Genomic DNA, 26,285 nt, shown 5'->3' with positions numbered 1-26,285 from the left:
AATAATTGAAATAAAATGGTAACCGAATTACTAAGCTAAATCTTCCTTCATTTTTTTAGAAGATACAGTTGCATTAATGTAATCATTAGCTCAAGTTTTTCACCAAACTAATCTATAATATCAATTACCGATTGTCTTTCTCTATTAACAGTAAGCTTAGTTACGTCTGGTCTAGAATAATGCCCAACAGGATCAAAGTTTTGTCGTTCTTCTAGAACGCGATTAAAATCAATAGTAGAAGTAATTAGACCTTCTTTGTCGACAACTGGTGGAATAATCCATTCGCCATCCGGTCCAGCAATACAAGAACCGCCATTCGCCATAGTGGCAGGGGCATTTTTAAGTATTTCTTGAAGATGTGGGGTGTCTTCAGGAAAATCTTCGATTCTCATCAAACTTGAAACGGAAACAACGAAAGAACGCGATTCCCTAGCTATGAATCTGGTAATGTCCAGGGTGTTATAATCAGAACCTGGCCAAACAGCAATATGTAGATTTTCTCCCATACCGTAAAGTGCTGTTCTTGACAATGGCATCCAGTTTTCCCAGCAATTCAATCCACCGACGCAAAAATCTTTTAAATCATGAACCCTCAGTCCGTTACCATCACCAGGCGCCCAAGTTAAGCGCTCTTCGTACGTAGGTTGTAATTTTCTATGTACCGATTTTATTTCACCATTACCATCGATGTATACCAACGAGCAATAGATACTATGACCGCCTCTATTTTTCGCACGTTCCATAATACCTAAATATATGGCCATAGTATGCTCTTTCGCTAATGTGCAAATTTCATCAAGCTCGCCAGCTTCTATTTGAATAGAATTCTTCACATAATGTGCATATATTTCTTTTTGTGTGGTCGAATTAAATTTGGCCCCATCGGTTAACGATACCCAAAATGGATAACCAGGTAGCAATGCCTCGCCGAATACCAAAAGCTCACAATCATCATCAGCAGCTTTTTTGATATATGTTTTTATTTTATCAATAGTTTTTTCTTTGTTCAGCCAAACCGGAGAGATTTGAGCCATTCCTATTTTAAGCGTATTCTTCATATCGGTTGGTATCATTTTAGTTTACTGATTTTAGTATGTTCAGGTTATTGAGCTTGGCTAAGGCTTTATGGTTGGTCATTATTTATTTTACTATCAATCTTATTTTTGAACCGTTGTGCAAATACATGTTTTGGGTCTAATTCTAGGGCTTTTTCTATTTGAGATTTTGCCAATGACAAGCTATCCATCTTTAAATAAATGCTTGCGTATAAAACGTAGGGTTGTGGAATAGTTGTATCGTTTATTTTGCTGTTAAATTTATCAGCAATTAATAATGCCTTTTTATAATTTCCTAAATCGGACTCTAAAGTAGCAGCATAGCTAATGAAAAAAGGGATTTTTTTTTGCTTTTCTGTCGTGAGTAAATAAAGGCTATCTAATGCTGTTTTGGACCCATAATTAGACTGTAAGACTTCAATATACTCGGCTTTTATATAGGTTTCATTAGGGTATTTATGGATAAACTCCCTGTAGTTGTTCTCTGCTATTTTCTTGAAATTCGGATAGAAATTAGCATTTAATTTTTGTTTTTGGTCGCGTGCATTAAACAATTTTATAGTTGCGACGGTAACTTCTAGCAATAACTGGTCATCGTTATTGATTTTATTTTTTTCTTGGCCAATTTCATTTAATAGTGTTATTCGTTCATCAACGTCACCAGATATTTTACCTACCAAACTTTTACCAATTACAAAAGAAGAATCGAAAGCTATAGCTTTTCTAAATGCGTTTTCAGATAAAGTCCATTGACCATAATCCATAATATATTCCCAGCCTTTATTAAAATGAAAAAGAGCTGAATCATTTTGAGTGCCGTAATTGTATTCTTTAGTTGTTGTGATTTGATTATGGACTTTTTGTTTACAAGATGTTATTGTAATGAAGAGCAGTAGAGGAAAAAAGTACCTGATTTTCATTCGAATTTAATTCAACTTTAATGCTACGAGTATTACAGTGCAAGGTTGCTGATTGCGTTACCTAAATTAGTAAATTCATTCTTAAAACAAGGCTACGGGAATTATATTAGTAGTAGGGGTATGCTGTCATTAGTTGGGTATTTTGGCATTTATATAGTTTACTTCTTTCGTTACCTCTTCTTTTTTATTTCTTTATTGATTACGTCAATTAATTCATTTACTAATTTTTGAATTTCATGGAGTACCTTTTTATCGGCCATATTTAAGGATCTTTAGAATCGGAAATATCCTTATTATCTTTTTTCATTTGAATATATCGAGTTACCAAGCGTACACCTAATCTTGCAAATAGGATAACGGCTATGACCATGACTATATCGAATCCGTTCATGAGTTTTCGTCTGTTTGTCCAATTGAATATCTCATATGCCTCAATGGTTTGTCATCCTCTGTCATTTTTTTGGTAATTTTTCTAAAGAATGGAATCATTTGATTATTCAGTTTGAATGTTCGTTAATATACATGGTTTACAAAAGTTATAGATTAGCCTTTACACTAAATTAGTTTCTAACCTTACTGATTGTTCCTTTTTTCTAAATACGTCTTAAGTTTGATTCTCTTTAAATTGATAGTATAAACAGAAAAAACAAAAGAGAGAATTAAGGAAGAATTTGCTTGTTTTTTACCTCAGTTCTTTATTGTGCTTTCGTTATTCATCTGAATAATTTTATCACGAGTCATATTGTTTGTAAATTTAATTTTTTATCAAAATTTCACCTCGAATGCCATCACTTATTTCCACGAGTTGTTGTCCTTTTTCATTTTTATAAAATCTAAATAAGAGACCTCTGACAGAAAAAAAGTAATTGTCTTGGTACTGATAAACATATGTTTTGCCCCTGAATGTTTTGTAGTACATAAGGTTATTTTCAAAATGTAGTGAAGACAGATCATGTTTTATCTTGTTACCTTCAAAATGTGTATAGTTACCCAAATAGGGTTCAATAAAAATTTTAATAGCATGTAGCTCTAGGTATCTAGGTAATTTAGAGTCATTGTTACCTATAAGCGTATCTATTTGTTTGTAAAGTTCTGTAGCTTTTACCCTGAATCTATTTGAAGTAAACACTATATTTCGGAAGGCTTGCATGTAGTCTATGGTCCTGTTTTTTAAAAAGGGATCTTCTAATAAATAGGTTTTGGCCTCATTGGTATCAAAGTAATTAATAACATGTTTTGCATGCTCTGGATTGGTGTATATCCTGTTGAAAGGACTGTTTTCAGACTTGGTTAATAAGTAGTCATTGGCATTGTAAATGTCTTCTTGGGTAACCACATACATATCATTTAATTTTGATAGCAGGCCATTATATTTTTCGGGTAGGTTCTCAAGATTCTCCATTAAGCGCTTGTAACCTTCTCTATGTACGCTAAAATTCGCATCACCTTCAAATGGTTGTAATTCCCAGAACTTATTCTTTATGGAAGCACGATCGTTTAAAATATGACGAGCTGTAGAGTCTTTTCTCAAATAAATCCTTAAAATACGCTCTGAATCTTTAAGGTCTGCAATAATGTCTTCCTGTATTTGAGCAAGAATAACCTTAATTTTTGCTTCGTTTTTTGAGTTGTTATAAGTGTCATTAATAGCAACAGCAATTAAAATTCCAATAACGACTAGGATAATTTCTCCGATAGCATACTTCAAATACTTCCCTGTTTTTCCTTCTGATAGTATGTTTTGTCTAATTTTTCTAAAGAATTTTATCATTGGTTAGCGGTTTCTGATAATGAAGCACAACGGTTAAGTATATGAAAAGTAGGCGATTTCGAAGCACTTAACTTTCGTTTGAGCACAAAGTTTACTGTGGGCCACAATCCTGTATTTTACTGCTGTTTCGCGTATTTTTTATATACATTGTTAGGCAACGTTTTTTATCAATTTCTTCAATTGGAATGCTTGCTTGAGAATTTGAGATTAATACAGCATAATCCAAATATTCTGTTGTAGATTTTCCCTTTACTAATTCGCCATTTGATTTTTCTTCGGTCATAACAATTTCCATTAAGTCAGGAATTCCATTAGAATATGGGGAATGTTTTTGATTTAATCGGAAGAGTGTAATATCTGAAATTTTACTTTCTTTTAGCTTTTCAATTCCAAGAAAATATTCCTTTTCATAGTCGCCTATTCCATATCCACCTTCTGTATTGTAATCTTTATAATTTCCATTATCATCCAAAACTCTACCCCAAAGCACTCTGCTTTCTGTTAAATATCCTATAACCGAAATTATTCTATCCCTTTGAATAATATTATTCTTAATTAATTGTAAGAAGAATGATGGGTTTGTACCTTCCCATTGTTTTTCTAAATGAAAGAAGCCAAATCTTGCGAACTGTGGTTTTTTCTTAAATTGATAATGAGAACTTAATGCAACATAGTTTTCATACATTAGTCGTTCTCTTTTTGAAGAATTGTCAAAATCTACAAAAGTCTCTTTTAAGTTTTTTAAGATGTGTAAAAAAGTGAAGTTATCTAAAATATAACCCTTAAATTCAACACTGTTTTTTTCATAATCTTCAACAAAATCTTCTAAAATTTGCTTTGAATAAGTAGCGGAAAAAGGAAAGAAATCGATTGTGTCATTTTCAATCATTTTGGCTAAATCATCTACTGATTTTCTAGTGTGCATTTTACTGTCAATTAATTCTAGCAAGTGCTTTGTGGTATATTTATAGCTTACTAAAAGGTCAACGCCAAGAACAGTAAGTTTATCTTCTTTAGGTAGTTCGTCATTTAAGGTTTTAAGTTCTAACCATTTTTTATAGGTAGAAATGCTTTTGTCTTGAGGCACTCGACTTCCATAATGTTCTACTAACTCTTTTAAAAGGATAGTGTCGCCCGTTTTAAGAAAATCATTAAAATAGTATGCTATACTAAAGTCGGTTTCGGGTAGATAATATTTAATTGTTCCTTCATTTGTCAAAGATTTAAGCAATGCAATTTCAGTAGTTTCGGTTTTTTGACTACCGTGGTAAGCACCAAACCCAATAAGTTGAAAATCTTTTTGAGGAAATTCAAATGTTGACTTTGTTAGGTCAAATCGGTTGTTTTGTAGATATTCTATTTTATTCTGTGAAGTTGCGCTGAAACTTACAATTGCAAATAAAAGGGTAAATGTTTTTTTCACTTTTTGTCGTTTTATCTAAAGATTGAGAAATTATTGAATTGTTACAGACTTTAATGATTTTTCAAATGTTGCCTAACAATTGTATATAGAACATATGTTTTATATACCTCCAATATAAAATATATATAACATATCCTTTATAAATTTCTAAAATCAAGAGGATTTTTATTTGTCTTATAAGTATTTGTTGTTACGTGTTTGTTAAATTCAGTTGTTTTGATAGAACCATGACTTAAAAGTACTTGAATCTGCTTGTGATCAACATTAATATATCTCGTTGTATATGTTTAAAGGTCTGTTGTTTAAAAATATCTTTTAATACACCTCGTATTCTTTCTTATAGCCTAGGGGAGTGCGCTCGGTAATGGTTTTAAATTGTTTATTGAAATTAGACAGGGTTTGAAATCCGCTTTCATAACAGGCTTGTGAAACATTCATCTTTTGCTCTATAAGTAATTTACAGGCATGACCAATGCGTATTTCGCTTACAAACTCAGAAAATGATTTATTTGCATGCAATTTAAAATAGCGACTAAAAGAGGTCGGCGTCATATTGGTCAATTGAGCCAAATCTGAAAGGGACATTTTTGTTTTAAAATTCTTCATAACGTATGCATATACTTTAAACATACGTTCGGTATCCGCAACCCGTAACGTATTTGTATAACCAGGGCTGGCCAATAACGTATATTCTTTCGTCCGGCTAATGAAATCTAATATTTTTAATAATTGAAGAATGCCATCAAAACCATCCATATGAACAAGGTCTAACATTAGTTCCTTTAACGTTTGGGCGGTTTTTTGAGTAAATTCCATTCCTCTAAGACTCTTATGAAATACCTGTCGCAACCGTATCGCTTCCTCTTTATGTAAAAGGTTTTCACCTAAAAAATCTTCGTGAAAATAAATAACGACCCCTTCAGACCATGCGATATTCTTTTCTTGTTCTTGCTCATTCTCACTACGCCACATGTGTGGTAAATTTGGACCAGTAAAGGTGATATCTCCTGCCTTATAGGGCTTTACACTATCACCAATAAAACGGGTGCCACTACCTTTTTGTACTAGAAATAATTGATGCTCTGAATGAAAATGCCAATGAGGGTCAAATACAGGTTCGTTTAAAGACCGGGCCAAGTAGGCCCTATTTTCGGGAATAGGTGATTTTTGAAGCGCAGATTTCATGATGGGTAAACAAGTTTTATCCTAGTTTTAAAGACCAATTGCATACTAATTTATCAAATATTGTCAATAATATGTAATCAAATGATAAAATACAGTCAGTATGTGATAAGTAAGAGTAAATTTCAAAGGGCTATTTTTAGTAATATTGAGAGTAGAAAACAACGCTCTTTATGAAACTCAGTCGATCATTTATCAAAATTACCCTTGTCGTTCTTCTTTTTGCAGCCTGTACGCCAGCTAAAAAGGAGCGTTTAGACGATGCCCCTCGTAGAATAGAACTATTATTTTTAGGGCATGAAATTGAACACCATAATTCAAGGGCATATTTTCCCATTTTAGCATCGGCTTTAACCAAAGACGGTATTAATATAACGTATACTGAAAAGCCATCTGATTTGAATTCTGATAATCTAGATAAGTATGACGGACTTATCGTTTATGCGAATCATGAGGAAATAAATAAGAATGAAGAAAAGGCATTGTTGAATTTTGTACAGAAGGGAAAGGCATTTATTCCTTTACATTCAGCAAGCTTCTGTTTCAAGAATTCTCCTGAGTATATAGATTTGGTCGGAGCACAATTCATGAGTCACGAAACCGGAACCTTCACAGCGGAAATCACCAACAAAGAACATCCAATAACAAAAGAATTAAAACCTTTTGAAACCTGGGACGAAACCTATGTACATGATAAAATAGCCGATGATATTACCGTTTTAATGGAACGTGTAGAGGGAGACCATAGAGAACCTTGGACCTGGGTAAAGGAAGTTGGCGAAGGAAAAGTTTTTTACACGGCCTACGGCCATGATGAGCGTGCGTGGGAGAATAAAGGATTTCAAGAGTTGGTGAAATCAGGAATACTTTGGGCGGTAGAAGACCAAGTGAAAAAGAATTGGGAAGCGTTCATGGTAGATATGCCAACCTTAAAATATGAAGAACGTGCCAATATACCCAACTATGAAAAGCGTGATCCCGCACCAAAATATCAGTTGCCGTTATCGCCTGAAGAGTCTAAAAAATTAATACAGGTACCGGCAGGTTTTGATTTAGAATTGTTCGCTTCTGAACCAGATATTATAAATCCTATTGCCATGAATTGGGATGAAAAAGGTAGGCTTTGGGTTATTGAAACTGTCGATTACCCTAATACGGTTCGTAATGATAATAGTATCGGTGATGATAGGGTAAAGATTTTAGAAGATACCGATGGTGATGGTAAGGCCGATAAGGTTACCGTCTTTGCGGATAAATTGAACATACCTACAAGTTTTGTTTTCTATGACGGTGGTATCGTGGTTTCTCAAGCGCCACATTTTATATTTTTAAAAGATACCAATGGCGATGACAAGGCAGATGTAAAAGAGATTCTTATCGATGGCTGGGGTACGTTCGATACCCATGCAGGGCCATCTAATCTTCAGTTCGGTATCGATAATAATTTGTACGGCGTGGTAGGATATTCAGGCTTTGAAGGAAACATCTTTGGTCAAGGTTTCAAATTCAATCAGAACGTATATCGATTTAATCTAAAACGTAAAACATTTGAAGTGTTGACAAATACCAGTAACAATACATGGGGCCTGGGATTAACGGAGGATAATTCCATTTTTGCATCCACCGCTAATAATACCCATAGTGTTTTTGTAGGCATACCCAATGCTAATTTTGAAAATGTAAAAGGAATAGGTACCGATGGTAGCGCTAAAATTGATGGGCATTACTTTATGCAACCAATTACCCCGAATGTTAGGCAGGTTGATGTTTTTGGAGGATTTACCGCTGCTGCGGGGCATCACTTTTATACAGCAAGAGCATATCCTAAAACGTATTGGAACACTATTGCATTTGTTTGTGAGCCAACAGGTGGTTTGGTACACCAAGCACGAATTGTAAAAGACGGTGCCGGTTATGTAGAAGAGGATGCAGGTAATTTATTTGCATCTTCTGACGAATGGGCATCACCAGTAGAAGCTAAAACAGGACCAGATGGTGTTGTTTGGGTGGCTGACTGGTATAATTTCATAGTACAGCATAATCCGACCCCGAATGCAGAACGTGGGGGCTACGACGCTGAAAACGGTGAAGGCAACGCCTATGTGAATCCATTACGTGATAAAGGTCATGGTAGAATATGGCGAGTTGTGCCGAAATATGATTACACCTATGAAGCACAACAATTAACAAAAGAAGACCCAGAAGCATTGGTTGAAGCATTAAGCGGCGATAATCAGTTTTGGAGACTTACGGCCCAAAGATTATTGGTCGAAAGAGGCGATACCGATGTGCTGAACGATTTGTACAAATTAGTGAATAAAAAAGATGTCGATGGTAATGGTTTGAACAATGCGGCAATGCATGCCCTGTGGACTATTGAAGGGCTAGATGCTTTAAAAACAGATAGTAATGCCTTAGGGGTGGTTAAAGGAGCATTATTTCATAAGGCATCGGCAGTACGTAAGGCGGCTTTACAAATATTACCAAGAAATGAGGATACGGACGATGCCTTATTTAAAGCTAATACGTTAAACGATCGCGACCCAAATGTACAATTGTCTGCCCTCATCTATTTTTCAGAACGACCCTCTTCTCAAAAAGTAGGTTCACTGCTGTATGATCTTGGTAAGAACGAAGCGGTTTTAAATGACTTGTGGTTGTTTAAAGCCTTGTATGCGGCATCGGCAAAACATGTAGAAGGATACTTAAATGCATTTATTAAAGCGAATCCTGATTACAAAAAACCATCTGACGAGGTTAGCGATATGAGTTCTAATACGTATGATGACACAAATTGGGAAACTATGGAAATTCCTCAACATATGGAAGATGCCGGTTTAGAGATTGATGGGGTAGTTTGGTTTAGAAAAGAAGTGACTGTACCGGCAGGCATGGTAAATAAAGTCAACATATTAGCGCTAGGCCCTATTGACGATTCAGATATTACCTATGTCAACGGAGTAGAAGTAGGTAGTATGGCTTCCAGTTTTAGTTCAAACAGAAACTATGATATTCCAATAGGTGTATTAAAGGCAGGTAAAAATACCATAGCGGTCAGGGTAGAAGATACTGGTGGTGAAGGTGGTATCTATGGCAATTTTTGGCAGCTGTATTTAAAATCTGGGGAAGAAATGATTAGAATACACGGTATTTGGAAATACAAGGTGGAACAAAACTATACGAATAAGGTAAAGAAAACCTATACTGTTTCTGATATCGCTGCACTCTTAATGAAATATTATGGCGCCGATGTTGATGAATCTTCAGAATTAAAAACCGAGGAAATTTCTAATGTAAAATTGATTACGATTAAAACAATCGCTAATGAAATGAAATTTGATATCACCAAGTTTGAAGTTGAAGCAGGTGAACAAGTAGAATTGGTTTTAGAGAATCCAGATTTTATGCAACATAATTTGGTCATTACCAAACCAGGTAAGAAAGAAGCAGTAGGTACAGCGGCCGATAAAATGGCAGCAGATCCAAATGCGGCAGGCCTTAATTATGTGCCGCAAACTAGCGATGTGTTGTTTGCAACACCAATACTGAATCCAGATGATACCTATTCTTTGAAATTCAAGGCACCGACAACACCAGGCGAGTATCCTTTTATCTGTACGTTTCCTGGGCATTGGCGAATTATGCAAGGGGTAATGATTGTCAAGTAAATTTCAAAAGAATTAGCACGAGACTAAATGAGCAATAAAATAGATTTTGGGGTAAGTACATGGTTGTGGCAATCTCCTTTTACCAGTAAAAGCATAGGGTTGTTTCCAAAAATTAAACAATTGGGGTATGATCTTGTAGAGATACCTGTAGAGGACCCACTCTTAATAGACGCAAAAGAAATTAAAAAAGCTCTTATAGATAATGATTTAAAGGTTTCTGTATGTGGTGCATTTGGCCCAAGTAAAGACCTTACGCATAACGACTCAAAAATACATAGACAGTGTTTTGATTATTTAGAACAATGTTTTGAACTCTGTAATATTTGGGGTGTTGATTTTTTGGCCGGTCCAATGTATTCTGCAGTAGGTAAGGCACGTATGGTATCACCAGATCAGCGTAAGGTTGAGTGGAATTTGGCTGTGACCAACTTACATAAAGTATGTATAATGGCCTATGCACATGACCTTTCAATTGCTTTAGAGCCATTGAACCGGTTTGAATCTGATATGGTAAATACTGCTGAAGATTTGATGCGATTGGTGACAGATATCAATCATGCATCGGCAATGGTAGTATTAGATGGTTTTCATATGACCATAGAAGAAAAGAATATCAGAGATGCCATCAATACCGTTGGCGACAAATTAATTCATGTACAGGTTTCTGAAAACCATAGGGGCGTGCCCGGTACAGGACTTACACCTTGGAAAGATTTTAAGCTTGGTCTTGACGATATAAACTATAGTGGTGGTTTGGTCATAGAAAGCTTTACTCCAGAAATAAAAGAGTTGGCAGCAGCGGTTTGTATTTGGAAAACCATGGCCAAAAGTCAAGATGAATTTGCCCAAAAAGGTTTAGAGTTTTTAAAACAAACGTTTAATGATTAAAAGTATAACATGAGCCAAAAGAAAATTAGAGTAGCAATCGTAGGACTTGGTTTTGGAGCGGAGTTTATTCCCATATATAAAAAGCATCCGAATGCCGAATTGGTTGCTGTTTGTCAAAGAAACGAAGAAAAGTTAAATGGGATTGCGGATGCTTTTGATATCGCTAAAAGATATACTTCATATGAGGAGCTGTTGAAAGATGATGAGATAGATGCGGTTCATATAAATACGCCGATTCCCAATCATGGCCAACAGTCCATTCAAGCGCTTAAAGCAGGTAAGCATGTTGCATGTACCGTGCCTATGGCGACTACCGTTGATGAATGTAGACAGATCGTAGAACTTACCGAGAAAACCGGACTCACCTATATGATGATGGAAACGGTTGTATATGCTAGGGAGTTCCTTTATATGAAAGAGTTATATGACAATGGTGAATTGGGTAAGGTTCAATTTTTAAAGGCAAGTCATCAACAAGATATGGACGGATGGCCTAATTACTGGCCCGGGTTACCACCTATGCATTATGCGACCCATTGCGTTGGTCCAGTGCTAGGTCTTACAAGAGATGAAGCTGAATATGTTTCGTGTTTTGGTTCGGGTACTATTCGTGAAGAATTGATTAAACAATACAACTCACCATATGCAGTTGAAACCACCCATATAAAATTCAGGAATTCAGATTTGAGTGCCCAAGTGTATCGTTCGTTATTTGATGTAGCCCGACAGTATAGAGAAAGCTTTGAAGTGTATGGGTCAAAGAAGTCGGTTGAATGGCCTTTAATTGAAGGCAAGCCATTAGTAGTGCATACGGCTAAGAAACCAGAACCAGAAATTCCGGAAGAAGTTGAGAGTCCAGATTTCGCAAAGCTATTACCAAAAGAAATTCAATCCTTTACAACCCATGGTGTTTACGATGAAGGCGACAATCAGCATTTGTCATTTACACAAGGTGCCGGTCATGGAGGTTCACATCCACATTTGGTGCATGCCTTTGTTGACGGTTTGGTAAAGGGTACTTCACCATACCCAAATGCAAAACAATCTGCCAATATTACCTGTGTGGGTATATTATCACATGAATCTGCAGAAAAAGGAGGTGAAATTATAAAATTACCAGAGTTTACTTTTTCAAAATAGAAAACAACCAACCTTTATATTGTGAAATACAGTTCGGAAGTCTTAATTGACATTTCGGACTGTATTTTTTTTTACTAGGTACTAAATACTACAAATTCGCTTATAAGGTAGCCTTCGATTATTGATTCTACAGTTGTTAAAGGAAATCCCTAATTTTAAAGATTAGAAGGTTGCATTTAGCAAAGCGCACAAAAGGTATAATGAATGGGTAGTTTTTTAAAGGTTTTAAGGGCTAGTATCGTCATCACTGTAATTATGGTGATTATTCGATTGTTATTTGCAGATTGGGATAAAATATCTACGTATAGGGAGTTACAATTTGCGGGGGTAAGCTTCATTTATTCTTTCGTACTTACCTGTGTAAATGCCTATTATAACGAGTATATATCGAAAATTTATAGTTGGGATAAACAGACTCAAAAAAGATTATGGTTTGGTGCTTTAGGATCTATTGCACTAACTGTATTGGCATTTGCCGTAGTACGTTGGTTTACGGAAGTTGTTTTATTCGGCATGGATTTTAACACGTTTATCACTACTGAAAAATCTGAATATTACATTTACGCATTAGTAATAACACTAATTGTATCACTCTTTTTACATGCTTTTTACTTTTATAAAGCGCTACAGGATACCAAAGTAAAAGAGCAAAAAATTATTGCAGGTTCAGCTTCCGCTAAATTCGATGCATTAAAAAATCAACTAGATCCTCATTTTTTATTCAATAGCCTTAATGTATTGACCAGTTTAATAGAGGAAGATCCAGTACAGGCACAAAAATTTACAACCTCACTCTCTAAAGTATATCGATATGTGTTAGAACAGAAAAGTAAAAATCTAATTTCTGTTGATGAAGAGCTTCAGTTTGCGAAGACCTATGTACGCTTATTGAAAATGCGTTTTGAGGACAGTATTATTTTTGAAATTCCGGATAAGGCCTTAAATCCTGAGGCTAAAATAGTACCCTTATCTCTTCAATTATTATTAGAGAATGCAGTGAAGCACAACGTGGTAACATCCTCTAAACCATTACATATAAAGATTTTTGAAGAAGATGGTTATTTATATGTAACCAATAATTTACAAGAGAAGCAAGTTGTGAAAAAGAGCAGTGGTGTAGGCTTGCAGAATATACGCCAGCGCTATGCAATTCTAACCAAGAAAGAAATGCAAATCTTTAAAACTGCGAAAGAATTCAAGGTACGATTACCGATGTTGACCAGTACTGTTTCGTTTAGGGAAACCCAAGAAACATTTATAAGTTCTAAACGGTATGAGAAAGCAAAGGAGAGGGTAGAGGCCATTAAAGGTTTTTATGGTAATCTTATGGCATATTGTATCGTAATTCCTGTTTTAGCTTATATAAATTACAGAACTACAAGTTTTACATGGGTAATTTTTCCTGCACTAGGTTGGGGTTTTGGCTTGTTGGGCCATGGTTTAAAAGCATATGGTTACAACCCTCTTTTCGGTAAGAATTGGGAAGAAAAGAAAATTAGGGAGTTCATGGAAAAGGATAACTTCTAATTGTTTTTTAAAGTTGAAATGAAATGAAGCTAACCGCAGAAATTAAAGATTCAATTAACACAAGCGTGTTGTGCTGGCTTGCGACATCATCAGCTGAAAATGTACCTAATGTTTCTCCTAAAGAGATTTTTAGCTATTTCGAAAATGATAGTATCATTGTTGCGAATATTGCATCACCACAAACAGTTCGTAATATAAAACAGAACAAAAACGTCTGTATTAGCTGTATTGACATATTAAAACAAAAAGGCTTTCAATTGAAAGGAACGGCTGAAATCATCGAGAAATCATCTTCAGAATTCTCTAAAATGGAAAATGTTTTGAATACTATGACAGAGGGTAAATTTCCGTTCGCCACCATAACAAAAATCAAGGTTAACGATACCAAGCCCATTATTGCGCCTAAATACCTGCTTTATCCTGATACTACAGAAGCGGAGCAAGTTGAAAGCGCAAAGAAAGCGTATGGTGTTTAATGCGTAAATAATAATGTCGGTTCGAGTGGTTTCAATCTGAAGGGAAATGGGAGGGTAAAATAGCCAGCCTTTTGATAGAATTGAGTTATAAATTATTCGGAACACATAAATTCAATTTGAAATCACAGAAATACTACAACAGATAATTAAACCTACAATTCAGTCATAAAATAGTACAACTGGGTAGTTCAATTTTTTAAAACTAAGGGTAACTACCGAAATTTGAAGTATAAAAATCAAATAGTAGTAATCTAAAAAAAGATAAAGATGGAATCAAATTTCACAAACGACCAGAATTATAAATATCAAGAAGCAAAAAAAAAGGTAAATGCAATAAAGGGCTTCTACGGAAATGCATTGGCATACTGTATAGTAATACCAGCTCTAGCGTATATTAATTATAGAACTACAGATTTTCCATGGGCAATATTTCCTGCATTAGGTTGGGGGTTCGGCCTATTGATAAACGGTCTTTGTGCCTACGGATACAACCCATTGTTCGGAAAGAATTGGGAAGAAAGAAAGATAAAAGAATTCATGCAAGAATCATAACCTATTAAACTGAAGATCATGGATAACACGAAATATTTAAAAGCACGAGAGCGAGTAAACGAAATTAAGATTTTTTACGGAAAGGTATCATCGGCACTATTTACCATTGCTATTGTTGCCTCTATTAACTATTATCTAAATGAATGGCAGTATCCTTGGTTTCTGTGGGTAGTATTCGGATTAGGAATCAGTTTATTTATAAAAGCGAATAAAATCTTTAACTTGAATCCGTTTATGAACCGAGATTGGGAAGAACGAAAAATTCAAGAGTTCATGAAACAGGAAGAAAAAACAACACGATGGAATTAAACGAATTTGAACAATCAGATAAATTGGCTAGAGCACAAAAGCAGGTGAAAGAACTAAAGGGATTTTATATACACCTTTTAGTCTATATCTTGGTGAATGCTTTCATATGCACGATTACCACTATGGCAAGAATGAGTAGTGGTGAATCTTTTAGCGAAGCATTTTTTAATTTTGGAACCTTTTCAACTCCTTTTTTCTGGGGAATAGGTTTGGCGTTCCACGCGGCAAAAGTGTTTAATTATAGTCCGTTTTTTTCCAAAGATTGGGAAGAGCGACAAATAAAGAAATACGTAGAGAAGGAAAAGGAAGAAGCAGATAAGTATAGATAATATGGAAAATAATCAATTCCTTGAAGACCATAAAAAGATGAAAAATAGCGTATTGTCTAAATATGAAAGAGCAAAAATAAAGGTGGCCTCCATAAGGGGTTTTTACTATCACGCCATAGTTTTTATTATTATAAACCTCATGCTATTCATATTAAAACATAAATTCACTTTTATTCTGATTAATAAAAATGCACTAGGTAATCCTGAATTTTTAGAGTGGATAGACTGGAATGTATTTGGAACCACGATTGTTTGGGGAGTTGTACTTGTTATCCATGGAATAAGAGTACTTGGCGAATTTTCGTTACGCGTAAGGATATGGGAAGAACGCCAAATTCAAAAGTATCTGAATTCGAATAGCAACTAGAAATTAATAACGTACTGTAAGTAAAGACCAAACCATGAAGACCATAATAATTGAAGATGAAAAGCCTGCCGCTCGTAGATTAAGCAGAATGTTAGAGAGTTTAGATTTGAACGTATCTACCATGCTACACTCGGTCGAAGAGGCAATAAACTGGTTTCAGAATAATGAGCATCCTGACCTTATCTTTTTAGATATTCAATTATCTGACGGACTCTCTTTTGAGATATTTGATGTTATTGAAGTGCATAGTGCCATTATATTCACCACTGCTTTTGACGAATATGCCTTACAGGCCTTTAAATTAAATAGTATTGATTATCTATTAAAACCAATAGATGATGAAGATTTAGAGCAAGCGGTACATAAATATCAAACACGATTTAAATCGATGACAGAACCCAATAAGATAGCTCTTGATTTTGAGGATATTAAAAAATTATTGGTAAACCCCTTAGAGCGTGAATACAAAAAGCGTTTTACAGCTAAAGTGGGGCAACATATAAAAATTATTAACTCTGAGGATGTAGAATGTTTCTATAGTGAAAATAAAGGGACTTATGCAGCTACAAAAGATGGACGAGATTATTTGTTAGATACTACCTTGGAGCAACTTGAAGATGAGTTAAAACCGCAGGTTTTTTTTAGGGTAAGTAGAAAGTTTTTTGTTAATATCGATTATATAAAAGACATTATTTCTTATACAAATTCAAGACTTCAAATTAAACTGAATAATAACCCACAGCTCGAGATAATCGTAAGTAGGGAAAAGGTGAAAGACTTTAAGCTTTGGTTAGAGTAGTATATTTAAATTATTATAAATCTATAAGTCAAATTAATCTTCTTTTGATTTTTCTTCTACATCAATTCTATTTTCATCAAAAGCAGAGGGTAATAATTTAGGAATAAGTTTAATGAAAATCGGAAGTAAAATTGCGCCACCAGGTAATATAAAAATAGCCAAGGATGGTATACTTTTAAAAATATCTATAAGTTGATTTTGTACTTTTTTCTTTTCATCTCGGCTAAGGTCTCTTACGGTAGATTTTGATATTAAAGCAACCAATTCCGCACTTTGAGAAAGCTCTTTATGTAAACGCTTGCTGTTTCTTAAAATTAATTTTTTTACAATTTTCCCCATGCTATCGTAAAATTGATGGGCAAGGTTCTTTTCCTTTAAATAGGGTATGGTATCTAGGTTTTGCCTAAAGAATTCTGTAACATTCATTATAGATTCAGAAATAATGCTATTTTCAATTCCTAAATCCTTACCAATCCCAAATATAAATTCAGACTCCGTATAATCTAACGAGTGATCTTCCCAAACGGTCAAACAGGCCATATCCAATAGATATCTATTCTCCCAGTTTTCTTTATTTGCTAGTAGCCTATCTCGATAAGAGCCATCAAAGGTGTTATCTGCACAATTTATATAAGTCAATGATGAAGCCAATAATTGAGAAAGCTTATTATCTTTTCTATTTTGTTCTTTAGAACTAAGTGCGTGATATGTGATATTTATAGCTAAATATTCAATTTCCTCAGCCTTAGTTTTTAAGTCTTCAATATTATTTAGGTAGTGTTTAAAAAGTAATACATCTACAAATAATAAGGAGTTGGTAATAAGGCTATTAAAAGTTTTACTGAAAATATTATCCTCAATATAAATTCGAGAGGCCATTAACTTTTCTAGCTTAGCTGAAGTTTTTTTACCAGTAAAAAGTTTACCGAAAAATCCCGAAGTATCAATTTTTAAAACTTCATAGAACTTATAAACTTGCTCTACAAAGTCATTAAAATCACCTCCATCTTTTAACTGGTATGTAAAATAAAGAGCATTGAGTAAATTTATTTTTGCCTTTTCATCTTCAGACAAAATATGTTCAGGATGTATAAAATCTGGAATTCCAGAATTTAATCCGTACACGAACCCACTCTTTTTCAGCGTATAGTACAAGGCGTCAAAATCGGGGAAAGCATTTTGGTGTTTTTGAACGACCGAGCCATACTTTTCTATCCAACCAGAGGCAGACGGGTTCATATCTAAATAAGTTTATGACTGCAAAGTTAGCTAATTATTGTTTTATGCTAAACGAAATGATATGTATAAAAGGTTACTTCTAAGCTAAAGAATAGATTAACAAGAATTTTTTATGAAAAATAAAATATAGTTGTTTCATTTTTTTTTTAGACAAAAATGAACCTTTAGTTTTTTACTGCGTAAGTAAGGGTGATTCTAATCTAAAAAAAAAGATAATGAAAAAATCAAAATTATTTATGGGACTTGGGGCATTAGCTCTAGTAGGAGTTCTTTTAGTTGCGGCAGATCATATTGATGCGCCAGGCTCTATGGGAACATCGGCAGACATTGCCGATTTTTATGCGTTCGAACCGTCACTTGGTTCAGATAACACTGTATTTGCGGTAGACCTTCAATCTAATGTATTGCCAGATTTGGCTTATGGTACATTTGATGAGAATGTATTGTTAGAAATCAATATCGATAAAGATGGCGATTTGGTAGAAGATTTGGTAATACAAGCGATACCTAGAGATGGTAAAATGTATTTCTTTGGTCCGGTTGCACCAAACGAAACAGGTTTGAACGGTACCGTTATGGTTGATTCACCATTAGGTTCGGTAGATATATCTGCTGAAACTGCGATTGTTGAAACAACTAGCAATGGAGTATCTCTTTTTGCAGGTCCACGACAAGATGCTTTTTACTTTGACTTCTTTCAATTTAACGCTGTAATTGGTGGTGAAGCTCCATTGGGTTTTAAACCAGCGGGTGATCCTTCTACTACTGACGATGATGATACGACTGCTGTAGATACTTTCGATGGTGCTAACACCATGTCTATTGTTATTGAAATTCCAAACAGCCTATTAGGAGAAACAACTGCAGTTAACGTTTTGCAATTACCTGTGTACAAAACTTGGGTAACTACAAATGTTAAACAATAATAACCTTATAAATATAACTAAGATGAAATTTAAAAATATAAAATATACATTTTTATCACTTTGTGCAGTAGCCGCTTTAGTTTCTTGTGACAATGACGATGATAATATGCCAATAGTAATGACACCTACTTGTAATGACGGAATAATGAATGGTGATGAAACTGGTGTTGATTGTGGAGGTACTTGTACGCCATGTGAAGATGCTATGCAACCTACAATGCCTGATTTTACGGGAACATATGCTCAGGTTGATTTTATGGGCAGACCAGGTATCAATACAGTATTGAGTGCAGACGGAGATATCAAAAATTCTCACAACATGTCAATTCCTTCTGAAATGCAGGCAACTTTTCAAGCTGCTTTCGAAGCTAGATTAGAAGCTTATCATGATGTTTACGCAACTATTTTAGGAGCTGATCCTGCTGCAGTAAATTTTGAGCCGAATATTTTGGGAGATATATTAAATGGTCCTACTGATGACGGTTATACGAATAATCCTGTTACAGCAACTGTTTTAACTACCGTTTTATCTAACGACGTTCTAGAAGTTGCTCCAAACTTACCTACTACTTATTTCAATGGTGGTAGCGGTGCTCCAAATTATGATGGTGCAGTTGGTTTAACAGGAAGAACGCCCCAAGATGATGTTATTGATGTTTCATTGATATTGTTATTCGGTGGTGGTGATGGTGCTAGATTTAGCGGTCAAGATACCGATAATGATGGTATGGCAGATTTACCAAGATTAACCTCAGATGGCGTTGGGCTAACCGCTACTGTAGGTACTACATTCCCATACTTGGGTTCACCAGAATAAGAAGCTGCCTTCACCTTACGGATTTTAATTAATTGGTAAGACTGGCACACCCTAATTGCTTATGAAAGAGAAGGGCTAGGGGAGTTGAAAAGCTCCCCATTTTTTAACAATCCAATTAAAACACAACCTAATGAAATTAATAAAGCTATTTATAGTATTGATACTGGTATACTCTTGTGGTACAAAGGATCAGGACGCAGTTGCTCAAAAAAATGATTACGACAAGTATTTGGTTTCTAAAGAAGTAGAAACATCATCGAAGTATTTTGAACTTTGGAATTCTAAAATTAGACCCGATAGTATGCAGCTTACGAGTTTTGGAATCGTGGGAGGTGAATATTACCGATATTTTCAACAAACTGGGAATATTGAGTTTTTAAAAAAAGCTGAAAAGAGTCTTAAAAAAGCAGTCGATATAGCCAATATCGGTAAGCCTGGTTATTATAGGGCATTGGCAAGAAATTATATTTCACAGCATCGTTTTAGAGAAGCGTTGAAATTAGCGGATTCTGCCGCTACTATTGGAGGGGATAAGAACGAAACACAAAGCCTGTATTTTGATGTTCATATGGAGCTGGGTAACTATCAACTGGCAGAAAAATATCTGGATAGTTTAAAAAACATGTCCGATTTCGGTTATATGATACGTTTGGCGAAATGGAACGATTATAAAGGAGATTTAGACACCACCATCAATTTTATGGAAAAGGCTAGGACGAAGGCTGAATCAGCAAAAAATAGGGAGTTGATGTTATGGAGTTATACCAATTTAGGTGATTATTATGGCCATGCAGGGAGAATACAAGATTCATACAATCAATATATAAAGGCTTTAGAAATTGATGCGGATAATGCCTATGCCAAAAAAGGTATTGCTTGGATCGTATTTTCAAATGATAAGAATGCGGTTGAGGCTATTCGAATACTAGATTCAGTAACCAAAACATATAACGCGCCAGATTACTTTTTACTTAAAGCTGAAATAGCAGATTATATGGGTGATGATTTAATTCGCACTAAAAATTTAGACCAATATTTTGCAAGGGTTAAAAACGAAATGTACGGTGATATGTATAATGCGTACAATTTAGGATTATATATAGATGAAACTAAGCAGTTCGATAAGGCTGTATTATTGGCTCAAACAGAAGTTCAAAATAGACCTACCTCAGAATCATATAGCTGGTTAGGATATAGTTATCTGAAGAATGGAGAAATTAATAAAGCTGTTGAAGTGATGGATGACCATGTTTATGGTAAAACATTCGAACCTGCTTTATTATTCCAAGCTGCTGAGGTGTATAAGGCCAATGGTGAAGAGGAAAAAGTTGCAGCGCTAAAAGGAGAATTAATAGGTGCCCTTTATGAATTAGGGCCCAATATGGAAAAGCAAGTCCATGATTTGTAATTGATTGCCCAATTATTTTCATTTCTGGTTTGTTTTAGGTTGGATTGTTTTTTTCAGCGCCACGGTTTTTATCGTGGTGCTGTTATTTTTAGGTATTTCATCGAAAATTTAACGTTTTTTAAGATTTGTTTAGATGAAATACATATATTTATCGACCAAATACATTTAAAATGCCCCAGCATGTTAAATAATTGAACCAAAAGTAACCAAGTAAACTAATTAGTGTTATGGAATACCTACTCTTTACATTATGGATTAGCTTAATGATTTTATTAGTTGGCAAAGCAGTTTTTGCCTATAGATCACTACAAAGAACCCTCCACAGAACAAACAGTTCTATTTAAATCAATTTTCTTAGCAGAACGGGTAGTAAGAGTAAATCAAGTATTAATGCTGTTACCAAGGTTACGCTTATAATTAGCCCTATAGTTATACTTGGTTGGTGAATAGAAAATAGCATGACCATGAATCCGAAAAATAGGATAATGGTAGTTATCACCAAAGCTCTACCTGTTTGGGCGAACGTTTTTTCAAGGGCAGCCTCTTTATCCAAGCCTTGGGTAATACCTAATTTATATTTTCCTAAAAAATGGATAGTGTCGTCAACAGCGATGCCAAATACGATTGCGAACACTACAGATAACGAAGCTTCTAAGGGTATTCCCAAAAACCCTAAAATTCCTCCTGCAAATAGAATAGGTAGAACATTCGGTACAAGAGAAATTAAAAAGATTTTAATATCTCGAAAAACAAATGCCATAATTACTCCAATCAACAATAGACCATACAACAGACCTTCTAACAAACTACTCCTAATATATTCTGAGTTTTTGTCTAGTAATATACTTTTACCGGTTACTTTGACCGTAACAAGAGTAGTATCTAGATTAGTTTTTGCAAATCTGTCAATACTGTTATAAACAATTTTTAAGCTATCAGTGCCTACATCTTGTAATTTTCCATTAATACGCGCAACGGTTTCGTCACCATTGATAAACCGAGCCAATTGTTTTCGAGCTAGTTTACGTGTATCTTTTTGATATTTTATAAATGTTACTTTGTCGTTTGGTAAAGTGAAAAATGCAGCATTATTTAAATTATTAGCTTTATTTATAATTTTATACGGCAAATTGGCTGACTGTATATTCCCGATAATTTTAATAGTTTTTAAATAGGTAAGGAGTTTTTCAATTTCCTGAGCAATCTCGAAATCAGTAACCTTATGGCCATCAGTGCTCATTACCGCAATCTCTAAAGGTCTAAAGCCAGCGTAGTTATTTTGAAAATATTCGAAATCTATAGCAATTTCACTTTTTGCTGGTAGGGTCTGTTTAAACTCGTGGTTGGTTTTTATAAGATAAATTCCAATAAAACAGAAAATCGTAAAAATAACTGTTCCCAAAATAATGTGATCAGGATATTTTTTAGTAAACGTATTTACCTTTAAAAGATAGTTGACCCAATTTTCAGAAATACTTTTACGTCCAATTAATGTTTTCTCCGGTAGACTTATCAAGAGAGAACCAGTCAATAAAATTACAGTGGTATAGGCCACTAGAACCCCAATTGCCGCATTAATTCCGAATTCCTGAATACTTACCAGTCGAGAAGAAAGAAGAGTCACAAAACCAACGGCAGTGGTAATAGAAGTAAGTAGGGTAGTCATACCAACCTCTTTTAGTGACGAAATAATTGCGTCATATCTAGAAATACCACTTTGTATTTTACGTATATAACTATCGGTGAGATGAATAACATCTGAAGTGCCTACTATGAGCATTAAAACTGGGTAAAATGCGGCCATGGCATTTAGTTCTTTTCCTAAGGCAGCTAATAATCCCATAAAAAGTAATAACGACATAGCTATTGAAAAAACTGAAATCAATACTACGGGCATACTCCTATAAACTAATAGAAGGATAATGAAAACTAATATTGAAGCAACAATAGTAGTCGTTAGTACTTCACTTCTTTGCATTTCTACTATGGCTTCATAAAAAAAAGCCCTACCTAGTATATGATAATTAGTTAAATCGTAACTTTTTAATGAAGTTCGTATCGTATGTAGTAAAACTTCTGACTGCTTATAATCTAAGTTATCTTCGGTCCGTAAAGCCAGTACCAAAGATTCTCCTTTTTTATCTATAAGGACATTGATGAAAAGGGAATCTTCTTGAATTTTATGCCAATCTTTCTGGTATTGAAGAGAGTCATTTATATGAAGTATTGGTAATGTAGTGTAGCCAAAAGAAGTTTTTAAAGGGTAGGAGAGCGTCGTCAAAGAATTACTTTCTAACACATGCTCAAAATCCTTGCTTTCTTGAGAAAATGCCTGAAATTTGTTGAGAAAGTCTTTCTGGAAAACATTCGGTTTATACTCTACTGCAATGAGCAAAAAATTATCATCGGTTCCAAATTCTTCAACATACGAATCATAAAATGCTAAGTCTGGGTCTTCTTCTGGAAAAAATTGACTGAAATCAAATGAAAATTTCAATTCATCCAATTTAGTAGCGGAAAGCACGCCAAAAAGAATGAAAACAACAATACATATTTTTTTGAGGGAACCTAAATTGGCCTTCATTTAATGGGGCGAAATCTATTTGTTTATTTCAGATGCAAATTTACCACTCTCGTAAGTATTTACGGTTAAAAGATCACAATTAGAATATGAACGCCCTTATTCTCTATAAATCCAAATAGATTTATTTTGAATTATTGATAACCTATTTTATAAATCAATGAAATTATCAAGATATAAGGTCCAGTCATAATTCGTATACTCAATATCAACATCTTTTGTAGAAGGAATAATTTCGTTGGCCTTCAAAATTTTCTTTATGTCACTTTTGCCACCAAAGTCGCCCCTAAACCAACTGAATAGAGAAGTAACTTTAACTACATTGGTTTCACTGTTGTATTCACTGGTTTTATTAAGATGTCTCTTTGTACCTATTTTTAATTGTTCTTGTAATCGTTTCCATTCATATATGGCTACTGGTGGGCAATCTTTAGCTCCGCAGTTCAAGGCAAAATGCACATTAAAAACAGGTTTGTTTACCCGCAACTTACGTTCAAATTTATTAGGAAACCATTTTCTAATATAGCCAAGACCATATTCCCATTGAGATTTTCTAATAAGTCCGTGTTCAATTTTGGCAAATGATACCGTTTCGCCGGCTATTTTTATTTGTTCAATTTTGAAAAAACTTCCGCGATCATTATATAAATCGGGGTTCTTATGCAAAATAACCTGTATGTAGGCATTGTAGATATTCAGCCAAAATGCCAATCGTTTATCATTGGTGTCAAGTGCATTATCTAATTCTTCTATAGATATGTTCGACAATATATCTTGTATTTCTTGGGTATCTTTTTTGTCTATAATTCGCTTTAAAAACGATTCTGACAATTCGTTGAAATCAGTTTTGGTATTGGTCTCTACTTGAGCCTGTAGGTTAGTTTTTGCAGTACATGATAAAGCAAATAGTGTAGCAAGAAAATATAATTTTAGTTTCATAGGTATGTTTAAGGTTACCTTATCTACGTAAATGTATCTATAAGGTTCATAAAACCTTTGTCGAAATTATCTTTAATTGATTACGCTAACCTTTTTTTAAATTTACGATGGTTTTAAAACTATTTTCATGAATTTGCGTAAGTAAAGCGTAAACCTAAAAAATATTTGGGTAGTAGTTTTTACTTTCCATTAACTACGCCTTGCCTATTGCTATGATTAGTATTATAATACCAGTGCATAATGAATTTAAAAACTTACAACAACTCTTTAAAGTTGGCTGCTTTTTAGAGCATGTCAAGCTTTTAGAAATTATAGTTGCCGTTTCACCTATGAATTCGGACACGGTGAATTTGCTAGACAATATTCCTAAAGTTAAAATAGTACGATGCAAAAATAAAGGAAGGGCAGTACAAATGAACGAGGCATCTAAAATAGCGTTGGGCAGTATATTTGTTTTTTTACATGCCGATGTGGTACCGCCAACAGGGTTTATTAATGATATTCTACATAGTTTACAAAATGGATATGATGCAGGATTTTTCTCTTACCGTTTTGATAAGGATACATGGTATTTACGTTTAAATGCTTCTTTTACTGCCAAGGACGGATTGTTTACCGGTGGCGGAGACCAATGTCTTTTTATTAAAAAAGATAGTTTTATTGAACTGGGTCGGTTTAATGAAGAACAAGTTTTAATGGAAGATTTTGAATTTTTCAGTAGAATGAAAAAACAGAAGGTTCCTTATACCATTGTTAAAAATGACCTTTTAGTATCTGCACGTAAGTATGAGTGCAATTCATACCTTCGGGTTAATCTATCTAACCTTCTTTTGGTAATTCTATTTAAACTTGGTTACCCAGGTGATAAGTTAAAAACCCTTCATAATAGATTGATACGAACCTCATATAATGGTTGAAATAATTAATGGAATTCAGCAAATTGGAATTGGTGTTCAAGATGTAAAAAAAGTCTTTAACTGGTATAGAAAGCATTTAGGTTTTGATATTTTACTTTTTGAAGATGAGGCAGTTGCTTCATTAATGACCAAATATACCAATGGTAAGGCAGAAAGAAGAGATGCCTATTTGTCGTTGAATATGGTTGGTGGTGGCGGACTTGAAATTTGGCAGTTTAAAGACCGTATTCCATCAGCCCCTAAAGTACCTATTACATATGGCGATTTAGGTATTTATGCTATGAAAATTAGATGTAAGAATCTCTTTGATATGCATGAATATTTAAAGCAGTTGAAGGTCGATTATTTATCTGAAGTTAAAATCTCAGATAAGTATAATTCAAGCTTTTATTTTGATGACCCATTTGGTAACAAGGTGCAAATGGTAGAAGATAGTTATGTGTTTAGTGCTCAACCTACTTATAATGGTGGAGTAATGGGAGCGGTCATTGGTGTAAGTAATATGGAAAGTTCTGTAGATTTTTATAAGAATATGTTAGATTATACGGTTGTTCTTTACGACGGTATAGAAGCATTAAACCAAAATCCTAGCAATCGATTTAGAAAGGTAATATTAAAACAAGAACGCAAACACGTGGGTGGTTTCGGAGATTTATTCGGACCAACTCATTTAGAATTACTTCAAGTTTTGGATAGCGTTCCTGTAAAAATTTTTAAAGATAGACTTTGGGGTGATTTAGGATATATTCACCTTTGCTTTGATATTTACGGTATGGCGAGTATTAGGGAAAAGGCTAGCAGACTGAAGCATTCTTTTACTGTAGACAGTTCTAATAGTTTTGATATGGGCGATGCCGCAGGACATTTCAGTTATATAGAAGATCCCGATGGTACGTTAATAGAGTTGGTAGAAACGCATAAAGTACCCATTCTAAAATCTTTAGGTTTATTTCTAAACCTTAAAAATAGAAATCCACGGAAAACTTTACCAAAATGGTTGGTGAAAAGCCTAAGTCTTCATAAAGTAAAGAAAGACCTTTAGGTCTTTAAAT

Annotated in this window: 24 protein-coding genes; 15 read left to right on the top strand and 9 right to left on the bottom strand. The window is 34.4% G+C overall.

The window, feature by feature from the left end; translation table 11 throughout:
- Positions 1-107: 107 nt before the first annotated feature.
- From AACZ41_RS06895 to AACZ41_RS06870, 6 genes are all read right to left on the bottom strand, one after another.
- Complete coding sequence (locus AACZ41_RS06895; RefSeq protein WP_339627706.1) at positions 108-1,058, bottom strand: carbon-nitrogen hydrolase family protein; 951 nt, start codon at positions 1,056-1,058, stop codon at positions 108-110.
- Between the two features lie 65 nt (positions 1,059-1,123).
- Entirely contained in the window at positions 1,124-1,975 is an 852-nt protein-coding gene (locus tag AACZ41_RS06890) for a hypothetical protein (protein ID WP_339627627.1), read from the bottom strand.
- A 262-nt stretch (positions 1,976-2,237) separates the two neighbouring features.
- Positions 2,238-2,366 (bottom strand): hypothetical protein, encoded by a 129-nt coding sequence (locus tag AACZ41_RS06885; protein WP_339627626.1) that lies wholly within the window; start codon positions 2,364-2,366, stop codon positions 2,238-2,240.
- A 363-nt stretch (positions 2,367-2,729) separates the two neighbouring features.
- Entirely contained in the window at positions 2,730-3,746 is a 1,017-nt protein-coding gene (locus AACZ41_RS06880) for a DUF6090 family protein (RefSeq protein ID WP_339627625.1), read from the bottom strand.
- A gap of 91 nt (positions 3,747-3,837) precedes the next feature.
- Positions 3,838-5,169, bottom strand: a complete 1,332-nt coding sequence (locus AACZ41_RS06875) for a hypothetical protein (RefSeq protein WP_339627624.1) — start codon at positions 5,167-5,169, stop codon at positions 3,838-3,840.
- 315 nt (positions 5,170-5,484) lie between these two features.
- Positions 5,485-6,354, bottom strand: a complete 870-nt coding sequence (locus AACZ41_RS06870; protein WP_339627623.1) for an AraC family transcriptional regulator — start codon at positions 6,352-6,354, stop codon at positions 5,485-5,487.
- 170 nt (positions 6,355-6,524) lie between these two features.
- Between AACZ41_RS06870 and AACZ41_RS06865 the strand changes: the two genes are divergently transcribed.
- From AACZ41_RS06865 to AACZ41_RS06820, 10 genes are all read left to right on the top strand, one after another.
- Positions 6,525-10,019: a PVC-type heme-binding CxxCH protein gene (locus AACZ41_RS06865; protein ID WP_339627622.1), complete on the top strand. Its 3,495-nt coding sequence runs from the start codon at positions 6,525-6,527 to the stop codon at positions 10,017-10,019.
- A gap of 27 nt (positions 10,020-10,046) precedes the next feature.
- Positions 10,047-10,907 carry a sugar phosphate isomerase/epimerase family protein gene (locus AACZ41_RS06860; RefSeq protein ID WP_339627621.1) on the top strand — a complete coding sequence of 287 codons (861 nt, stop codon included), beginning with the start codon at positions 10,047-10,049 and terminating at the stop codon, positions 10,905-10,907.
- Between the two features lie 9 nt (positions 10,908-10,916).
- The gene (locus tag AACZ41_RS06855; RefSeq protein WP_339627620.1) at positions 10,917-12,047 is read left to right on the top strand and encodes a Gfo/Idh/MocA family oxidoreductase; all 1,131 of its coding nucleotides are present in this window, start codon (positions 10,917-10,919) and stop codon (positions 12,045-12,047) included.
- A 204-nt stretch (positions 12,048-12,251) separates the two neighbouring features.
- Positions 12,252-13,574 carry a 2TM domain-containing protein gene (locus AACZ41_RS06850; RefSeq protein ID WP_339627619.1) on the top strand — a complete coding sequence of 441 codons (1,323 nt, stop codon included), beginning with the start codon at positions 12,252-12,254 and terminating at the stop codon, positions 13,572-13,574.
- A 23-nt stretch (positions 13,575-13,597) separates the two neighbouring features.
- Positions 13,598-14,050 carry a pyridoxamine 5'-phosphate oxidase family protein gene (locus AACZ41_RS06845; RefSeq protein WP_339627618.1) on the top strand — a complete coding sequence of 151 codons (453 nt, stop codon included), beginning with the start codon at positions 13,598-13,600 and terminating at the stop codon, positions 14,048-14,050.
- Positions 14,051-14,317: 267 nt separating this feature from the next.
- Positions 14,318-14,602 carry a 2TM domain-containing protein gene (locus AACZ41_RS06840; protein WP_339627617.1) on the top strand — a complete coding sequence of 95 codons (285 nt, stop codon included), beginning with the start codon at positions 14,318-14,320 and terminating at the stop codon, positions 14,600-14,602.
- Between the two features lie 18 nt (positions 14,603-14,620).
- A complete protein-coding gene (locus AACZ41_RS06835) occupies positions 14,621-14,911 on the top strand; it encodes a 2TM domain-containing protein (protein WP_339627616.1) in 291 nt (96 codons plus the stop codon).
- Complete coding sequence (locus AACZ41_RS06830; protein ID WP_339627615.1) at positions 14,902-15,240, top strand: 2TM domain-containing protein; 339 nt, start codon at positions 14,902-14,904, stop codon at positions 15,238-15,240. The genes AACZ41_RS06835 and AACZ41_RS06830 overlap by 10 nt, the downstream gene beginning before the upstream one ends.
- Position 15,241: 1 nt before the next feature.
- Positions 15,242-15,607, top strand: coding sequence for a 2TM domain-containing protein (locus AACZ41_RS06825; RefSeq protein WP_339627614.1), 366 nt, complete (start codon positions 15,242-15,244; stop codon positions 15,605-15,607).
- A 34-nt stretch (positions 15,608-15,641) separates the two neighbouring features.
- The gene (locus AACZ41_RS06820; protein ID WP_339627613.1) at positions 15,642-16,406 is read left to right on the top strand and encodes a LytTR family DNA-binding domain-containing protein; all 765 of its coding nucleotides are present in this window, start codon (positions 15,642-15,644) and stop codon (positions 16,404-16,406) included.
- A gap of 33 nt (positions 16,407-16,439) precedes the next feature.
- Here AACZ41_RS06820 and AACZ41_RS06815 read toward each other — a convergent pair whose 3' ends face one another.
- A complete protein-coding gene (locus AACZ41_RS06815; protein ID WP_339627612.1) occupies positions 16,440-17,645 on the bottom strand; it encodes an LETM1-related biofilm-associated protein in 1,206 nt (401 codons plus the stop codon).
- Between the two features lie 215 nt (positions 17,646-17,860).
- Here AACZ41_RS06815 and AACZ41_RS06810 point away from each other — a divergent pair, with 215 nt between their 5' ends.
- The 3 genes from AACZ41_RS06810 to AACZ41_RS06800 all read left to right on the top strand — a co-directional run bounded on the left by AACZ41_RS06810 (position 17,861) and on the right by AACZ41_RS06800 (position 20,796).
- A complete protein-coding gene (locus AACZ41_RS06810; protein ID WP_339627611.1) occupies positions 17,861-18,571 on the top strand; it encodes a DUF4331 family protein in 711 nt (236 codons plus the stop codon).
- Between the two features lie 22 nt (positions 18,572-18,593).
- Positions 18,594-19,388 carry a DUF4331 family protein gene (locus tag AACZ41_RS06805; RefSeq protein WP_339627610.1) on the top strand — a complete coding sequence of 265 codons (795 nt, stop codon included), beginning with the start codon at positions 18,594-18,596 and terminating at the stop codon, positions 19,386-19,388.
- 130 nt (positions 19,389-19,518) lie between these two features.
- The gene (locus AACZ41_RS06800) at positions 19,519-20,796 is read left to right on the top strand and encodes a hypothetical protein (RefSeq protein ID WP_339627609.1); all 1,278 of its coding nucleotides are present in this window, start codon (positions 19,519-19,521) and stop codon (positions 20,794-20,796) included.
- A 340-nt stretch (positions 20,797-21,136) separates the two neighbouring features.
- On the opposite strand, the gene AACZ41_RS06795 is transcribed toward AACZ41_RS06800, so the two are convergent.
- Together AACZ41_RS06795 and AACZ41_RS06790 are read right to left on the bottom strand one after the other, a co-directional pair.
- Positions 21,137-23,380 carry an MMPL family transporter gene (locus AACZ41_RS06795; protein WP_339627608.1) on the bottom strand — a complete coding sequence of 748 codons (2,244 nt, stop codon included), beginning with the start codon at positions 23,378-23,380 and terminating at the stop codon, positions 21,137-21,139.
- A 147-nt stretch (positions 23,381-23,527) separates the two neighbouring features.
- Entirely contained in the window at positions 23,528-24,316 is a 789-nt protein-coding gene (locus AACZ41_RS06790; RefSeq protein ID WP_339627607.1) for a DUF547 domain-containing protein, read from the bottom strand.
- Between the two features lie 212 nt (positions 24,317-24,528).
- On the opposite strand from AACZ41_RS06790, the gene AACZ41_RS06785 reads away from it, so the two are divergent.
- Complete coding sequence (locus tag AACZ41_RS06785) at positions 24,529-25,233, top strand: glycosyltransferase (RefSeq protein ID WP_339627606.1); 705 nt, start codon at positions 24,529-24,531, stop codon at positions 25,231-25,233.
- Entirely contained in the window at positions 25,226-26,275 is a 1,050-nt protein-coding gene (locus AACZ41_RS06780) for a VOC family protein (RefSeq protein ID WP_339627605.1), read from the top strand. The genes AACZ41_RS06785 and AACZ41_RS06780 overlap by 8 nt, the downstream gene beginning before the upstream one ends.
- The last annotated feature ends 10 nt before the right edge of the window (positions 26,276-26,285 follow it).

This window comes from uncultured Maribacter sp., from assembly GCF_963974015.1.
Taxonomy (GTDB): domain Bacteria; phylum Bacteroidota; class Bacteroidia; order Flavobacteriales; family Flavobacteriaceae; genus Maribacter.
This window is presented reverse-complemented; position numbering and strand designations above follow the sequence as displayed.

Coding starts and splice junctions, on each gene's coding strand:
- AACZ41_RS06820 (WP_339627613.1), top strand. CDS start 15,642: ATGAAGACCATAATAATTGAAGATGAAAAGCCTGCCGCTCGTAGATTA.
- AACZ41_RS06790 (WP_339627607.1), bottom strand. CDS start 24,316: ATGAAACTAAAATTATATTTTCTTGCTACACTATTTGCTTTATCATGT.
- AACZ41_RS06795 (WP_339627608.1), bottom strand. CDS start 23,380: ATGAAGGCCAATTTAGGTTCCCTCAAAAAAATATGTATTGTTGTTTTC.
- AACZ41_RS06810 (WP_339627611.1), top strand. CDS start 17,861: ATGAAAAAATCAAAATTATTTATGGGACTTGGGGCATTAGCTCTAGTA.
- AACZ41_RS06885 (WP_339627626.1), bottom strand. CDS start 2,366: ATGAACGGATTCGATATAGTCATGGTCATAGCCGTTATCCTATTTGCA.
- AACZ41_RS06825 (WP_339627614.1), top strand. CDS start 15,242: ATGGAAAATAATCAATTCCTTGAAGACCATAAAAAGATGAAAAATAGC.
- AACZ41_RS06890 (WP_339627627.1), bottom strand. CDS start 1,975: ATGAAAATCAGGTACTTTTTTCCTCTACTGCTCTTCATTACAATAACA.
- AACZ41_RS06785 (WP_339627606.1), top strand. CDS start 24,529: ATGATTAGTATTATAATACCAGTGCATAATGAATTTAAAAACTTACAA.
- AACZ41_RS06830 (WP_339627615.1), top strand. CDS start 14,902: ATGGAATTAAACGAATTTGAACAATCAGATAAATTGGCTAGAGCACAA.
- AACZ41_RS06880 (WP_339627625.1), bottom strand. CDS start 3,746: ATGATAAAATTCTTTAGAAAAATTAGACAAAACATACTATCAGAAGGA.
- AACZ41_RS06780 (WP_339627605.1), top strand. CDS start 25,226: ATGGTTGAAATAATTAATGGAATTCAGCAAATTGGAATTGGTGTTCAA.
- AACZ41_RS06800 (WP_339627609.1), top strand. CDS start 19,519: ATGAAATTAATAAAGCTATTTATAGTATTGATACTGGTATACTCTTGT.
- AACZ41_RS06855 (WP_339627620.1), top strand. CDS start 10,917: ATGAGCCAAAAGAAAATTAGAGTAGCAATCGTAGGACTTGGTTTTGGA.
- AACZ41_RS06870 (WP_339627623.1), bottom strand. CDS start 6,354: ATGAAATCTGCGCTTCAAAAATCACCTATTCCCGAAAATAGGGCCTAC.
- AACZ41_RS06835 (WP_339627616.1), top strand. CDS start 14,621: ATGGATAACACGAAATATTTAAAAGCACGAGAGCGAGTAAACGAAATT.
- AACZ41_RS06865 (WP_339627622.1), top strand. CDS start 6,525: ATGAAACTCAGTCGATCATTTATCAAAATTACCCTTGTCGTTCTTCTT.
- AACZ41_RS06895 (WP_339627706.1), bottom strand. CDS start 1,058: ATGAAGAATACGCTTAAAATAGGAATGGCTCAAATCTCTCCGGTTTGG.
- AACZ41_RS06845 (WP_339627618.1), top strand. CDS start 13,598: ATGAAGCTAACCGCAGAAATTAAAGATTCAATTAACACAAGCGTGTTG.
- AACZ41_RS06840 (WP_339627617.1), top strand. CDS start 14,318: ATGGAATCAAATTTCACAAACGACCAGAATTATAAATATCAAGAAGCA.
- AACZ41_RS06850 (WP_339627619.1), top strand. CDS start 12,252: ATGGGTAGTTTTTTAAAGGTTTTAAGGGCTAGTATCGTCATCACTGTA.
- AACZ41_RS06805 (WP_339627610.1), top strand. CDS start 18,594: ATGAAATTTAAAAATATAAAATATACATTTTTATCACTTTGTGCAGTA.
- AACZ41_RS06860 (WP_339627621.1), top strand. CDS start 10,047: ATGAGCAATAAAATAGATTTTGGGGTAAGTACATGGTTGTGGCAATCT.
- AACZ41_RS06815 (WP_339627612.1), bottom strand. CDS start 17,645: ATGAACCCGTCTGCCTCTGGTTGGATAGAAAAGTATGGCTCGGTCGTT.